Annotated in this window: 15 protein-coding genes; 5 read left to right on the forward strand and 10 right to left on the reverse strand. The window is 35.0% G+C overall.

Features of this window, described 5'->3' with window-relative positions; all coding sequences use genetic code 11:
• Positions 1 to 316: 316 nt before the first annotated feature.
• A complete protein-coding gene (locus NMY3_RS07785) occupies positions 317 to 808 on the reverse strand; it encodes a hypothetical protein (RefSeq protein ID WP_196818342.1) in 492 nt (163 codons plus the stop codon).
• A 204-nt stretch (positions 809 to 1,012) separates the two neighbouring features.
• Between NMY3_RS07785 and NMY3_RS07790 the strand changes: the two genes are divergently transcribed.
• The gene (locus NMY3_RS07790) at positions 1,013 to 1,201 is read left to right on the forward strand and encodes a hypothetical protein (RefSeq protein WP_196818343.1); all 189 of its coding nucleotides are present in this window, start codon (positions 1,013 to 1,015) and stop codon (positions 1,199 to 1,201) included.
• A 499-nt stretch (positions 1,202 to 1,700) separates the two neighbouring features.
• Here NMY3_RS07790 and NMY3_RS07795 read toward each other — a convergent pair whose 3' ends face one another.
• The 7 genes from NMY3_RS07795 to NMY3_RS07820 all read right to left on the reverse strand — a co-directional run bounded on the left by NMY3_RS07795 (position 1,701) and on the right by NMY3_RS07820 (position 5,848).
• Positions 1,701 to 2,015, reverse strand: a complete 315-nt coding sequence (locus NMY3_RS07795; RefSeq protein WP_231100387.1) for a hypothetical protein — start codon at positions 2,013 to 2,015, stop codon at positions 1,701 to 1,703.
• Between the two features lie 68 nt (positions 2,016 to 2,083).
• Complete coding sequence (locus NMY3_RS07800) at positions 2,084 to 2,323, reverse strand: hypothetical protein (protein ID WP_196818245.1); 240 nt, start codon at positions 2,321 to 2,323, stop codon at positions 2,084 to 2,086.
• Between the two features lie 725 nt (positions 2,324 to 3,048).
• Positions 3,049 to 3,396, reverse strand: coding sequence for a glycosyltransferase (locus tag NMY3_RS07805; protein ID WP_196818495.1), 348 nt, complete (start codon positions 3,394 to 3,396; stop codon positions 3,049 to 3,051).
• A gap of 8 nt (positions 3,397 to 3,404) precedes the next feature.
• Positions 3,405 to 3,674 (reverse strand): hypothetical protein, encoded by a 270-nt coding sequence (locus NMY3_RS07810; protein ID WP_196818345.1) that lies wholly within the window; start codon positions 3,672 to 3,674, stop codon positions 3,405 to 3,407.
• Positions 3,675 to 4,441: 767 nt separating this feature from the next.
• Positions 4,442 to 5,122, reverse strand: coding sequence for a type 1 glutamine amidotransferase domain-containing protein (locus NMY3_RS07815; RefSeq protein ID WP_196818346.1), 681 nt, complete (start codon positions 5,120 to 5,122; stop codon positions 4,442 to 4,444).
• Between the two features lie 309 nt (positions 5,123 to 5,431).
• On the reverse strand, positions 5,432 to 5,560 hold the full coding sequence (locus NMY3_RS16895) for a hypothetical protein (protein WP_257720015.1): 129 nt from the start codon (positions 5,558 to 5,560) through the stop codon (positions 5,432 to 5,434).
• 102 nt (positions 5,561 to 5,662) lie between these two features.
• Positions 5,663 to 5,848 (reverse strand): hypothetical protein, encoded by a 186-nt coding sequence (locus NMY3_RS07820; protein ID WP_196818347.1) that lies wholly within the window; start codon positions 5,846 to 5,848, stop codon positions 5,663 to 5,665.
• 1,184 nt (positions 5,849 to 7,032) lie between these two features.
• On the opposite strand from NMY3_RS07820, the gene NMY3_RS07825 reads away from it, so the two are divergent.
• The 4 genes from NMY3_RS07825 to NMY3_RS07840 all read left to right on the forward strand — a co-directional run bounded on the left by NMY3_RS07825 (position 7,033) and on the right by NMY3_RS07840 (position 12,607).
• A complete protein-coding gene (locus NMY3_RS07825; protein WP_196818348.1) occupies positions 7,033 to 8,004 on the forward strand; it encodes an LLM class flavin-dependent oxidoreductase in 972 nt (323 codons plus the stop codon).
• A 628-nt stretch (positions 8,005 to 8,632) separates the two neighbouring features.
• On the forward strand, positions 8,633 to 9,751 hold the full coding sequence (locus NMY3_RS07830; RefSeq protein ID WP_196818349.1) for a hypothetical protein: 1,119 nt from the start codon (positions 8,633 to 8,635) through the stop codon (positions 9,749 to 9,751).
• Positions 9,752 to 10,071: 320 nt separating this feature from the next.
• A complete protein-coding gene (locus tag NMY3_RS07835) occupies positions 10,072 to 11,688 on the forward strand; it encodes a PQQ-dependent sugar dehydrogenase (protein WP_196818350.1) in 1,617 nt (538 codons plus the stop codon).
• Between the two features lie 685 nt (positions 11,689 to 12,373).
• Positions 12,374 to 12,607, forward strand: a complete 234-nt coding sequence (locus tag NMY3_RS07840) for a hypothetical protein (RefSeq protein WP_196818351.1) — start codon at positions 12,374 to 12,376, stop codon at positions 12,605 to 12,607.
• 154 nt (positions 12,608 to 12,761) lie between these two features.
• Here NMY3_RS07840 and NMY3_RS07845 read toward each other — a convergent pair whose 3' ends face one another.
• Positions 12,762 to 13,073 (reverse strand): hypothetical protein, encoded by a 312-nt coding sequence (locus NMY3_RS07845; protein WP_196818352.1) that lies wholly within the window; start codon positions 13,071 to 13,073, stop codon positions 12,762 to 12,764.
• Between the two features lie 271 nt (positions 13,074 to 13,344).
• On the reverse strand, positions 13,345 to 13,893 hold the full coding sequence (locus tag NMY3_RS07850) for a pyruvoyl-dependent arginine decarboxylase (RefSeq protein ID WP_425319399.1): 549 nt from the start codon (positions 13,891 to 13,893) through the stop codon (positions 13,345 to 13,347).
• Positions 13,894 to 13,961 lie beyond the last annotated feature (68 nt).

A 13,961-nucleotide genomic window follows, 5' to 3' on the forward strand; every position in this document is an offset into this window, starting at 1 on the left:
TTTGGCTCGGGACCTTTTGTTTCTTGTAATAATTTGCATGCACAAAGTAAAAGTAAACAAAACAGGGCATTAATCTATTGGCCCAAAGTGGAGGTAGTGATAAAGGTAAAAGACTGGTGACAATACAACTAGTTCAGGGGACAATGTAAACACACAAAGTAAAAATAATACCTATAGTACCGCTGTCGGCCAACAATAACATATTTTTTTCTTAAGTCGCTGTAGCCTACCATTATTCACTTAGAGTGATTGCACTAATAATGAAAACCGATAATATGCGTAGGATGAGTAGAGTCAGTTGTGTAGATTAAGGACATTAATTACTTGTAGAGAACAATCCGTCGTCAAGGTTGATGAATGGTTTTTCTGGATGATCTCCTTTTTGGTTTGTGAATTGTTGACAACTTTCTGCTGTATTAAAACCGGATTCTAGAGGCAAGAAAGGGGAAGAAGTAACGCATACAGAATATGGGGCACCATCCTTAAATAAACCAGCTGGGGTTTGAATCGGCTCCATCTCATATGTATTGATACCATCGTTTACCAAAGATTGCATATTTTCAAAAGGCGTATCGGAAGTAGGAACGATGCAGAATGCTTCTGGATCATTTACCGAATCAAGTGTGACGGTCCCTTCGTATACACAATAACTGAAAGTCCCTTCTACATCCTCACTCCATTGAACGCTAGGGGTGATCTCAAGACCTTCTCCAGATTGGGCATTAACAAAAGAATTAAGAGCGATAGTATTCATAAATAATATAGATACTAACGATATAACACAAACCAATAAGAAAATTTTATTCATTAATATAAAGTTATTAACAAAATATTTAAAAACTGAACATTCTAGTCAATAATATCTAGATAGAAAAAGAAGATCTAGTCTTTAGTAATAACAAGATAGATGAAAATGCCTTGCCATTCATAAAATAGAATTAAGAAGATCGACTGATATTACCAAAACACGAACCATGCAAGGCAACTGATTGTACATGTATATAAACTATTATTGACATTACTTTTTGAAGATATGCTCGGAACTCTTTGGACAATAATTTTGATTATAATAGCAATTATCGTAATAGTAGTATTACTACGGTTTCTTTTTGGAATATTAGTTATAGCTCCTGTGGGGATGGAATTCGTTAAACCTGGCACAACTACTGATATAGCGTTGTCAATAGTTAATAGCATCTAGTTAGTTGGTGAAATAGCATATGCTCCCTGAACACGTATTGTAGAGTGCTACGTTGATCAAAGTGTATGTCATACCATAATAATTTTTCTACTTGATATTAATTTCTTTATCCTTAAATAGGTATCATTCTTTTAATCATCTTTTTCCTTCGCATCATGGTGAACGAATTCAAATAGTGTTAGAACAATATTGATCACAGAAAGAATGGAAAAAAATTCACGTATTCTTACCGCCTAGCAATATCTTTTTTAATGGTTACACTTGTGAACTTTCTACTAACAACATGTTTTATTTATTCTGCTTTAATCGACTGCTGATGAAGAGCGAAAAGAAATAACCGTAACAGTTTCCAAATGTCCTCTTATACGATGTTAACTAGAAGTTTTGAGTGTTCTTTTTAACCATGCCTACTTATTCTCAAGAAATCCAGTAGAGAAATGTATTATTCGAGCTTAACTTGGCGGGCTTGATAATACATAAACAGATTAATTCGTAGGATTTAGTTTTCTACTATTTCTCGATGTTCGTTAAAAAAATGTATAAGCAAATTTCTGGAGAATCCATCTATATTCAACTTATCATCGTCAAAAGAGATTAAGCCGTGACCTATAACCCAATTCATATCCTCCGTAAAACGTTCAAAGGTTAACATATTATGATTTAGTGTTGGGTTATCAAATAGATTTTCATATAATTGTTCCATTGTCCAGAGTGTTTTATTAGAATCGTAAATACCCTGTAAGTGCCTGCATAAAACGAGTATCTCTTTTGTTGGTGTGTTACCCTCAAGACTCATGTTTATTTCTTTATTCACAGTTCAAAGATTTTCTTATTCTATGATATGTTTAATTACTAAAAAAAATATTAACCCTTCGATAATATCTAATCTTTTATCTTGTAGATGTTCTCAGCGTCTTCCTTTGTTACCCTAAACCACAAATTATGCCCATCATATCTATCGACTAGGTTTTTAGGAATTGAATATACTTCTTTGTCCACTACACCAGCTTTAGTAATAACATTATCCAGTCGAATTTCCTGTACTTCTCCGAGGTCAGCGTCGTTTATACCTCTTGCCTCTTTTTTAATAACATCGTTCCAGTCAATATTGTTGTTACTCATGACCAATATTAATTATCATAATTTAAATAGATATACCGTAATTTTCATAAAGTATGAGATAAAGATGTCCTTGGTAAATGATTAAAGACAAGAAAGAGTCACAAGAGAAAAGTATACGGTCTTTCGTATTGAGGTTATAAGCGCTGATGAACCCCTAAGATTAGCACATGAAGGTGGATTGCTTCATAATGCCATTGCCAGTCATTATTTCTTAATAACGTGGAGCTTAGATTCGTAATACGGAGTAAATCCTTTGTTGTCCCATTACTTGCACCGTTAACTCTTCTCCAATAGTAAACCTCAGCAAGAAACAAGCCTTGTGCATAAATTGCCGAATCAGAAATATTTTTATATTTTTATTTATATTTTATTGGTCAACATGAACAGAAATGTTCCCGATAATTTGTCTAATCAGATAACAAAGGCAAATAAACCAACAACATCAACTCATGTCAATAAAAAAGCCATATCATGTCACCGGCTGTATTGTTTATCTAAAGTGGTTTGCAGATGTACAGAGTGCTCGTTCTATTATTGTTATGAACATGTCCAAACACATCCGCATCCAAGAGAAAAACTTGAGATTATAGAGGACACAATAAGCAATTAATAAGGATGTTGTCTTCTCTCCATCCAGTCTACTAGTATCCATTTTTTTCCTATTTATTATGACAGTTAATTGTTCGTATTTCTCTTGCAATTCTCCCTCACTTCTCATTTCAAAGCTATTGGTTTATTGTTGGAAAGTTGGGAAAATTATATTGTTGATCGATATTCACATTATAAATCAACTTACTTATGAGTAGTTGAAATTGTCTCTTATAGTTTATTTCTGAAAATCGTTTAACAGAATCACTAATCCTCTGTCTTTCCTCATCAGCCACGTCTAGTGCGGATGCTACTACTTGAGATGCTTGTTCTAACGAATCATATTGATAAATTGTTGGGACGAACTCTGTTTGTCCTCCAGTAATAGGTACAACAGCAATCAAACCAGCACTCATTGCCTCTACTATGGAAATTCCAAAATGTTCTCCCTCTCGTGAATGGAAATATACTTTACTTTTCTTCATTATCCCGATTAACTCCTCAGAGCTAGTGACAAATTCAAAGAAAAAGCAAAGGATGTAAAGGACGCAGTTCTAGATGCTACAAAAGACGTTGAAGAAGAGACCAAGATTACCACAGATCCATCGTCAAAAGCATCGTCGTCAAATTCTAGTGATAGAGAATACGAAGAAGGTACTGCTGGAACAAATAGGAATAGGCAAAGTGATCCCTTAACAGAGTATTCAGATAAAGAACCAAATACTCCTGCTAAGATTAACGCAGGCGAACCAACAGCAGTCAAAAGAGACCCAAGCGATCAGAAGATTACATCAGAAGGTCAAAGTGGGACAAGTACCGCTGAAGCACAAGAAGAATATCGTAAATGTGAGATGACAAAGGTGGATTCGCATAGTCATTCCCATGAGTATTCGTCATGCTAATATGGTCATTAATCCGCACCGATCAAAAATTATTCTGAAAATAAAGCAAGATGTTCTTTTAATTTTTATAATCTTTTAACAATTACACTGAAAGTCCGATTTTCTCTAAATTATTTATCTTAGACCTAAACGAAAAAATCACACACTATTAAAATTATTTTATATTTTCAAGTTCTTTGGAACATTCATTACAGACGGTCTCATCTTCTTTTGAAGTAAATAATTTGCCACAGGATGAACATTTTATTGTATGTTCTTTATACAATCCTTTCTAACATTTGCAACAAATTATTAAAACAATTACTATCTTGTATTTGTCCTTATTCTATCTCAAATCGCTAGTGAAAAGAATAGGCGAAAATTATCTTAACTGCTTCCCTGGACAAGCAATAGAGGAGTGGAAACAGTACCTACATGAAGTTAGTTTACCATGAGAAAAGATAAAAGGTCGCACTGGTTCATTGATGGCATAAGAAATTAATAAATTATGAATATTTTTCGTGGCGTTAACCAAACTCCTAAAGCTTTGATTACAATATTAAGACGTAAATCTAAATGGATTTTTTGAACTTCACAATAATCAACGATGTTTTATTAGGAAATAAGTCAAGTTAATTTTCTAACACATTTACCTCAGGATCTCGATTACCTTTTTGGCTGCTAGAAAAGCAGATGCAGGATTCTGTCCAGTTATTATCCTTCCGTCACTAACTACAAAAGGTTTAAAGTTTTCACTTTTTTCAAAATTGCTTCCCACTTCTTTGAGACGATCTTCCAAAGAAAAAGGAACAGTCTTTTCTAGTTTTACAGTTTCTTCCTCATCATTTGTAAAACCAGTTACTCTTTTGTTTTTTAGTATAGAATTTCCATTTTTGTCTTTCGCCTGCAATAGTCCAGCTGGTCCATGACAAACGGCAGAAATAACTTTATCATCGTTGTAAAAATCTTCTACTATTTTCTTTAAATCTTTGTCTTCAGATAAATCCCACATTGGTCCATGGCCACCAGGTAGAAATAAGGTATCATAGTCACCAGAATAAATATCAGATAGAAGTTTGGTATTTTCTAATTTCTCTTTGGCATCTTTGTCATTTTGAAGGCGCTTAGTATATTCAGTTTGATTTTCAGGTTGTAAACTCTTTGGATCAACAGGTGGTTTTCCACCATTTGGGGATGCGATTGTAACTTCATATTCATTGTCTGTAAATTCATAGTAAGGACTAGCAAATTCTTCAAGCCAATATCCGGTTTTATGTCCGCTGTTTCCTAATTGATCATGAGAGGGTAAAACAAAAAGGACCTTTTTCATATCTTTTGATCTCCAACAAACTATAAAATGCTCATGGTAAAATAGTAATAGTTTAGCTAACTTAATTTAATGTCTCTAATTAAGGATTATTTAGATTCTAGATATTTTTATCAATTTAGCTTGTAATTTTATTATTTTCTTCAACAGTGTATGACTGAGACAAAGTCCTGTAATACTTGATACTGACGCGAAATCAATCCAGAGATTAGATTAAAATCATGAATGTGCTTGCAAAGAAATCTTTTATCATATGATTGTTCAAACGGTAATTCACGATTTTATTTTACGCTGCCAAATGTATAGGAATTCCTAATATGCGTATGCTCCGTCAGCAGGCCTACATTGATTACACAGAGTAGTTTTTTCACCTTTATCGTTCTTTGTTATGCTCATTACCTCTACATTTTCCATACCACATTCATCACATCTACCTTTCATAATCATTCATAATCATGAAACTTTAAAAGACCAATCTATCCTAGCCAAATACTCTATCCACGTTGATACCTTTATTTCTTGTCTAAATAATTATTAATATGATTACGCCTTTAACTCATCATCTTGGGTTTCTAAAATACTATTGGCATCATCCTCTGAGCCTACTTCTGAAGCAGAATTTTGTTGGTTTTCCAAAGATGTAGATGATTGTTCAACCTTTGATAATTTTTTCTTACTTGATCTCTTTGCAGTCTCTATTTTTTCATCTATCCTCTGTTGTTCAGGCATAACCTGTCTAGTTGATCAAATATTATAAAGCCTAACCAGATTTGAGCTAGTATTATTGATTCACCACCAGAATCACAGAGTATGGTTAGTTTTGATATGCTGACTTAAGGATGGATCATCATGTCTTAACGCTATATTCAAAATTGAACTTCCTCTAAAGTTATTGAAGAATAGTAGGATTGGAATAACAGAATTAATTTATTACGCATAACTTGTGCACTGAATATGATGGGTGACACATGGTTTTTGACAATAGTTCTTATCTATAGGAACTCGTAATAAATTTGACTAAATACGTGGATTCAACGCAACATTCTTCTGCTGCTTTGATGAATTCCCAAAGAACCTTCTGATATTACAATGCATATTGCCTATGTTATTATCTATACAATGATATCTGCAGAATGAGCCTTAGTACTGTTATTGTTTTGTTGTTGAGCCAGCTGGGAGTCTTATCCTCATGATTTAATATCATTGAATCATTTGGATTTCCATAGGACCGAATTCTATAGACCATACTTTGGGTTAGTATACGTGAGTTTATTCATTAATCCTCTATCTCAAAATTTATTGTGATTAAATACTTTTATTATACAATATCATTTGCTGACACACACAACCACAAAAAGTAAAACCATTGGGAATTTTCCCTACCGATGAGGTATTAGGTCATTACTGAATTTATGTTTGTGGCCTATTTGTATGCCTCATTTCTAGTATTCATATCTGAAATCAATGATGCATTTTTTTGTCATGCAAATAATCTTATTCATCCTATTAAAATTTTAACTATTTTTTGCGATCTTTTAATAAAAATAATCAAAAAAACGCAAATAGATTGAGCATATGAGATCCCGATAGACAATGTAACAATACTGGGATTTTTTGATTGTAGTCAACCTTGCGATTCATTTAGATTTAGCAGGACAAGATAATTGTTAACCCCATATCATAATAGTGTAAATTAATTCCAAGATTTTATGACGTTTTGGAATTGAATCAATTGAGTTAATTACTAACTCATCATGTACAGAAGAATTGAAGATGACCATCAAATATAATAGTTGACCATATGTATTAGTCAATTTGCAATTCTCAATTTTAGTAGAAGGATTGAAAGATAAAAACATAAGTCTAGTGTAATCAGATCATTGCAGCATCCTAAAAAAAAAATTAATCTGGCCATGTCAGTTCTCGACTTGGTAATGGTAAATACTGGCGGTTCTCCAAGTCAGTCAATGCGAAATAGTTTGGATTTAGCTCGACATGTGGAACGCTGGGGATATAACCGATATTGGTTAGCAGAACATCATAATATCAAAGGCATTGCTAGTGCGGCTACTTCGGTGCTAATCGGATTTATTGCAGGAGGTACATCCACCATTCGAGTTGGCTCCGGCGGGATAATGCTTCCAAACCACAGCCCACTTGTCATAGCCGAACAATTCGGAACACTAGAGAGTTTGTACCCTGGCAGGATTGAGCTAGGTTTAGGACGTGCCCCGGGAACTGATAGACTGACTGCTATGGCCTTGAGACGTGGTGGTCTTGATGAATCAGAGGAAGATTTTCCTAATAGCGTAGAGGAATTGATGAGCTATTTGACACCCCAAACCACTGGTACAGATGTAAGGGCTACACCCGGAGAGGGATTGAACATACCTATCTGGCTTCTTGGTTCTAGTATTTTTAGTGCTCAACTAGCTGCAGAATGGGGTTTACCATTTGCCTTTGCTAGCCATTTTGCTCCTGCACACTTGGAATCTGCTATAAACATTTATCGAGAACGGTTCCAACCTTCTAAAACCCTACAAGAACCTTATATCATGGCTGCTGTTAATGTGTTTGCAGCTGATACCGATGAGGAAGCAAACCGTCTATTCACTTCCGTACAACTGATGGCGTTAGGAATGATTAGAAGAAATCATGGACTGCTGCAACCCCCCGTAAGTAATATGGATGACTTATGGGATCAGCTTGAAAAATATGCAGTGGGAGAACGGCTCAAATATTCTTTTGTCGGTGGCCCTGCCAAGATTAAAAATGGCTTGGAATCCTTTTTGAATCAAACCCAGGTAGATGAAATCATGGGTGTTTCCCATATTTATGACCATACTGCGAGACTGCGCTCTTTTGAGATTTTATCTTTAATCTGACAATAGCAAACCATCATAGACTACATTATCCAAAGACTGTAGAACAAAATATCCATCTACCTCCTTACCACTATTTGTCACATACATCTTGACGTTTTATTTATTTTTAACACATTAGCTTCGATATTGGTTATCTTGTGTAACAAGGATAACCCAACCTATTGCCCTAGCGATAATACCTTGTTGACGTTGTGGTAGAGTCACGATGTTTATAAAACCGGAAACATAACAACCAAGCATTACAACAGCAATCTAAAATGTACCGCAAATTGCTTAGCATTGAAGCTATTACCTTACATTACTTCGTTTATCCATCAACAACCACCTGCTTTTTTTTAACTTTTATGGATGTTCTCCATGTGATCACCATGTTATGCAGGATCAAATCGCGCTAACTGTTTCCTCTATGTTATCCATGATTGTGATATTTTATGTCTTGGGTCTAAATCGGGATTGAATTATTTTTGTTACTAATTCTAAGTATTATAAACTAGGATCTTCAAGCATGATAACTCATTATTACTTTCTAAATCATTGGAAAACAGGAACCGTATTTCTATGAATATTGATCTAAAAATCTTGTCAGTTTTAGACAATCTTTTTATAATTACTAATTCATCACCAGTACATGGAAAAAATTTCTAATATCGGCAAACAATATAGAAAAACTGTTTCTCTGTTAACTTTTTTTGTAATATGGACTTCTATTTTTTCTGTGATTATGTCGATTAACGCTGGAGATTTTACTTCTAATTTATTCCAAGCAGTTTATGCTCAAAATAATCAAACAGAAGCCGAAGACGTTCAAAAAGAGTCATTAGTGAAAGATGAATCATTGCAAAAACAAGACACGAACAATAATGATAATAAACTTCAACCCCGGGTAATTACCAATCCTGGACCTCAGAACTGTGGAATAAATCCCAATGCACCGCCATGCTGTACACCTGGAGAGGATAAAGGATGTATCGGCGAAGTACCTCAGAACTGTGGAATAAATCCCAATGCACCGCCATGCTGTACACCTGGAGAGGATAAAGGATGTATCGGCGAAGTACCTCAGAACTGTGGAATAAATCCCAATGCACCGCCATGCTGTACACCTGGAGAGGATAAAGGATGTATCGGCGAAGTACCTCAGAACTGTGGAATAAATCCCAATGCACCGCCATGCTGTACACCTGGAGAGGATAAAGGATGTATCGGCGAAGTACCTCAGAACTGTGGAATAAATCCCAATGCACCGCCATGCTGTACACCTGGAGAGGATAAAGGATGTATCGGCGAAGTACCTCAGAACTGTGGAATAAATCCCAATGCACCGCCATGCTGTACACCTGGAGAGGATAAAGGATGTATCGGTAATGATAATAATGTAAGTATATTGCAATTAGGGATAAATCCACAAAATCTAAAAACAGGAGACGAATTTAAGGTACAGGCGAACGTGATAAATAATCTGGATGTCCCAATAAAATACACTGGATCTCAATGTGGAGGCTCACCATTAGATATCCAATTTGACAAAAATGTAAATATAAACTACGCAATGGCATGCCAGGCAATATCTACAGATACACTAGGTACTCATGAAACAGCAACCGTGCAGGGTAAAGGATATGAAATATTAACGGCAGAAAACCGTGGTAACGTGAATGCACGGGTCACCTTCCACTATGGAATAGAAGGAGACAACAGTAATCAGAAACAAGTAACAGAATCATTTTCATTCGATATAACAAGCTAAGGGCCAACATTTATCACATTTCATCTTTCCTCAAAATCTTTATCAAACAACTTTCTCTTATTTTTCTCCAAATGCACCTTTTCACCTAACTGCTAAATCTATATAGAGGCCTTCTTCATAGTTTCCACCAATCATCTTTATATTTTAGTATATGAACTGGTAAGTTTTTTATCCTCGCTCGTTTCTAGCCGCACATAAGCTTAATAGTTGATCTCATCCTATTATCTGACAAAGCTATGAAAAAGTCAATATTGTCGATTACCATATTTGTCTTTTTATTTATCTTATTTTCATTTAGTTATTCATCGTCTACTATTTTTTTGTCATACGGTGCGTATTTCAAAGCCCCAGTATCACCCTTTGGTCCAGTTATAAATGACCCTAACCTCATGGTCGAAAAAGTCAACGACAAACCCTTAAACATAACTACTTCCTTAGCCTTCTTGGGACCTAACGATATACTTGTAACTGAAAAAGAGACGGGGAAAGTAATTAGAGTAATTGATGGACAGGTAAAAGAGAATGTTCCTCTTCTAGACGTTGAAGTGGCTACTGGAATGGAGAGAGGGTTGTTGGGATTGACTTTATCAAAAAGTATGAACGACACCACGACGTATGTTTTTTTATATTACACAGAATCAGGAAGTGGAAAAGATGGCGATGATGTTATTGCAGGTGTGGAACCTGTGGGTAACAGATTGTACAAATATGAATATCATGACGGAAAATTGATAAATCCCACCCTCCTTTTAGACCTACCTGCTACCCCTGTAAACAATAAAGGTGAACACAATGGGGGCAAGGTGATAATTGGCCCAGATAACAACATTTACACTGTAATCGGAGATGTAGGTGCTCACAGAACACAATCTCAAAATGTTGCTAAAGGCTCTGCTGCTGATGGTACAAGCGGCATAATAAGAATAACTCCAACCGGTGAATCTGCCGGAGAGCCTATTTTTGGAGCTGAGGGTCCATTAAAGTACTATTATGCAATGGGTATCCGCAACAGCTTTGGTATAGACTTTGACCCTCTAACAGGGATCTTATGGGCGACCGAAAACGGACCAGCCGCTGGGGACGAAATAAATATGGTTGAACCTGGATTTAACAGTGGGTGGGCTCAAATCCAAGGATTTGTTGATAGTGATGTTCTCAATCGAGGTAAATCTGTCAAGGATTTGTTAATCTTAGGAGATGCCAAATACAGTGACCCGGAATTTTCTTGGAATACTACTGTTGGAGTAACTGATGCCAAATTTTTCTCATCTGACAAATTAGGAAAAGAGTATGAAAACAACCTCTTTGTGGGTGATATTAATAATGGCTATATCTACCGATTCACTCTAAACTCAGAAAGAAATTCAATCGAAATAAACAATAGTTCCTATGACGGAAATTTGGAAACTTTGGCTGATAAAGAGGTAAATAATCCAAAAGAGGTTATTCCCCTCATATTTGGTAGTGGTTTTGGAGGCATTACAGATTTAGAGGTTGGACCAGATGGTTATCTATATGTTTTGACTTATTTCGGAGAAATTTATAGAATCATTCCAAAATTAAACCTTATCAATTCAGATAACATATTACATACAAGTAAGTTACCACCACCTCTAACCCAATCCACCACCTCTATTTCTAATTCAACCCTAGTACAAATAAAAGGCATTGAGGGTAACAAGTCTTACAATCCTAATCCAGTCATGGTCAAAGAAGGTCAACAAATTCTGTGGGTAAACGGTGATGCAATTTCTCATACGGTAACCTCAAATTCTCCTGAAAATGAATCTAGAAGTGACTCCGGAAAGTTGTTTGACTCTACTGCAATATTGCCGGGGCATTCCTATAGTAAGGCCTTTGATATCCCTGGCACTTACTCGTATTATTGTTTCTACCATCCTAATATGATTGGAAAAGTATTAGTAGAGTCTAAGTGACCGTTTAGTTTCGATGAACTAATAAATAAAATCCAAAAAAATGGTTACCATTGTAATATCTACTCGTATTATATCCTGTTGTTTATTAGCAATATCTATCGAATTTCCAATCATGGATCCAGTTTTAAAACTCTGTTCTCATGACTTTGGATCAATATCTAATTATGATTTAGCACTTGTCTAGTGGAAGTTATTTTCAAAATCTTATCCCGTGCAATTTACATATACCATTTGTTACCACCGGTATATAATTGGTACTTGCATTGAGAAATTAGTAACGTGCCTTTGACTAAAATTCTTGTGTTGATTGACTGATATTTTTTTATCACCTAATTACAAAAGGACTTAGTTCGGGAATTGATAGTAAGGAAAAATCTATGATAAAAACTAAAACAATAATAGAAAATTTTACAAACCAGAAATAATAAGGTATAACGATTAGAATAATGTCAAATTATGGCTAAGTTGTCTTTTTAGTTTTTTTAGGAGTACTTATCATACTAAATCTAAATCATCAAACAAAATTTAGAAATATTTTGTTATAGTTCATTCAATATGCCTGACTCCGTCTGAGATACGTTTACTTTCACCTCAAAACAATCTTTTATTATAATTATAATGTGGTTTATTATACTACTTTTAATGAAATGTTCTATATGGTTTGTTTGTAATCATTGTCTATTAAATGGTATCTAAGAAAGTTACACCAAAGGATGATAAGAAAGGATTAGCATCTGCTGATCAAGAAACAAAAAAGAAGGTCGCAAGTAAAGGCGGAAAGGCAAAAGCCAAGGCCACTAGCACAAAAGCCACTAGCACAAAAGCCACTAGCACAAAAGCCACTAGCACAAAAGCCAAGGCCACTAGCACAAAAGCCACTACTCCTAAGAAGACCAGTGGCAGTGCTAAGAAAAAATAATATCTGATTTATAACCACTTATTTTTAGTAATTTTTATTTCTTTTTTAATTGTGTAATCATTTGAAATAATCACATGATTGAATAGTAAAACTGTGTTTTTTGAAAAATCCATTTTTGCAAGTAAGTATATTTCTTGATTTTAAATTATGCTGATTAGTCTGTAAACAACTGTTTAAGTGATTCGTATCTTTTTATATATTCAATTCCTTTTGGAGATATCGTATAATGGGGAACGTCTGTATACTCGCTATTTAATATGAGATTCTTATTGGTAACTGGCTTTATGAATTGATTAGATAATAAAGATGTTAGAGTGTGTTTATTTGTTGAAATTCTATATTTAGTCAACGGGATGGGCTGGTTTTTTAAATAAAGTAGGGCATCGTATACGCAATCATAATGGGTCCTGTAGCCTTTTGCTTTTACCTTTGATTCTGATCTTTGACTTCGAATTACCGCTGCCATGCCTGCTTATAACATCATAAGATAAACACAAATCTTAATACATCCATCGATTAAAAATACCCAACTTTTATTATAGGTAGATAAGGTAGTAAAATCATTGATAAAATAGTCAACATGTCTAAGAATAATATTATCAAAGTAAACCAGGACTTTCCAAATGATATTTCATAATTTATTTTCAGTGTTATTTATAGATAGTAACTTTAAAAAGTATGATTACCAGGAGAACTTGCGGGAGTTGATTGTATCATACACCATTGGAATGATGACTTCATAATATTAATACCGCAGCACTAACTACCGTTGTCCACATGCCATCTTTATTTCCAGCAGCAGACTGGGTAAAATTTTGTGTTTTGTATATCTTTCCTGAAAGTTTCCATTGTTCTTCATTCTGATCCCATGTAAGTGTAGGATCGGTGGGGAGTCCAATTGTAGTTGCAAGCATTTCCATGGCCAAATCCTCTGCATAATCTCCAGCCTTTGAAGCTGTTTCTCCAGTTGAATGGTGTTCTGACAAATACCCATATTGAGCATCATCCGCTGGTCTAGCTAACCCAATGGAAGCAGCAATTAGTCTGTTTGGCTCATTCGTAGCTGATCTAGCCATTACCGTAAAAACAATTTGTCCTGGTTTCAGATATTTTCTTCCTTCTTCCTTATTTACTATCTTGCACTGTGGTGGTTTGATACTAGATACGGATACCAGATTCAGATCGCTTATTGAAGCATCACGTAAGGCAAGTTCAAAGCTAGTGAGATAATCTTTGTGGGTGCCTCTACCCTTAGTAAAAAACATAATTTTCGGAATATAAGCCATAGGATCTGACAAGGGTATTTTCTTGCATAGTTCATTTTCTCCGTCCATCTCTACACAAGTTGTGTAAA

It is taken from the genome of Candidatus Nitrosocosmicus oleophilus, from assembly GCF_000802205.1.
Lineage (GTDB): Archaea > Thermoproteota > Nitrososphaeria > Nitrososphaerales > Nitrososphaeraceae > Nitrosocosmicus > Nitrosocosmicus oleophilus.